The sequence below is a fragment of the Streptomyces phytophilus genome (genome assembly GCF_013870535.1).
Classification (GTDB): domain Bacteria; phylum Actinomycetota; class Actinomycetes; order Streptomycetales; family Streptomycetaceae; genus Streptomyces; species Streptomyces phytophilus.
Map to the genome: position 1 here is coordinate 1 of NZ_JACBXC010001649.1, position 1,117 is coordinate 1,117.

The 1,117-nt window shown below is 73.7% G+C and carries 1 protein-coding gene; it reads right to left on the reverse strand.

Annotated elements, in window-relative coordinates:
* Nucleotides 1-241: 241 nt before the first annotated feature.
* A partial coding sequence (locus tag H5J30_RS34940; RefSeq protein ID WP_181791817.1) for an endonuclease/exonuclease/phosphatase family protein occupies nucleotides 242-1,117 on the reverse strand: 876 nt, incomplete at its 5' end.

Below are 1,117 nucleotides of genomic sequence, written 5' to 3' on the forward strand. Positions count from 1 at the left end.
CTGTCTGCGCGTGGTGGTTGACCGCATGTGAGAACACTCCTCAGCGCATCGGGTGTGCTGCTCGGGCATCGGTGGCCGGCCGACGGGGCTGCTCCCCCTGTGGAGGCCGCCGAGGAGAACTCGGCCGCGGAGTCTGGCAACGGCGCGGGGGCACGTCAATACGTCCGTACGCGCCGTGTCATTTTCCTGTCACATCCCGCAAAACCGGATTATCCGCCGCCCGGTGCCCCGCACCCGGCGTTCACCAGGCGAGGCCGGCCGCCACCGGCAGGTGGTCGCTGCCGGTGGCGGGCAGCGACCAGGCGCTGCGCGGCTCCAGGCCGCGTACCAGGATCTGGTCGATCCGCGCCACCGGGAAGTCCGCAGGCCAGCTGAAGCCGAAGCCGTTTCCCGCCTCCTCCTGGACCGAGCGCACCTGGCCGGTGAGGGCGTCGAACGCGCGGTCGTCGACGGTGCCGTTGAGGTCGCCGAGCACCACCACGCGCGCGGCCGGCTCCGCGGCGACGGCCTCCGCGAGCGCCCGCGCCCCGTCGTCGCGCTGGGACGTCGACATGCCCGCGCGGGGGTTCACGCGCACGGACCCCAGGTGGGCCACGTACACCGCCAGCGGACCCTGCCCGGTGGCCACCGTCGTGCGCAGCGCGCGGGAAGGGTGCATCGCGATGTCGACGGTCCGGGTGTCCGACAGCGGCAGCTTGCTCCACAGCCCGACGGTGCCCTGAGTGGTGCGGTACGGGTACGCCTTCGCCAACTCCGCCTCGTACAGCGGGCGCGCGGTGTCCGTGATCTCCTGGAGCGCCAGCAGGTCCGCCCCCGAGGCGGCCAGGTCGCGGGCGGTGCCGGCCGGGTCGGGGTTGGCGGCGCCGACGTTGTGCGTGGCCACCGTGAGGTCGCCGCCCGGCCGGGACTTGTCCGTGAGCAGCCCGCCGAACAGGCTCAGCCACACCGTGACCGGCAGCACCAGCGCGACCACGGCGGACGCCGAGCGGCGCCACAGCGCCCCGGCGAGCAGCGGGAATGCGAGGAGGCCGAACCACGGCAGGAAGGTCTCCACCAGGCTGCGGAGGTTCATGGTGCCGCCCGGGATCCGCGCGTGCAGCGCCATGAGCAGGCCGAG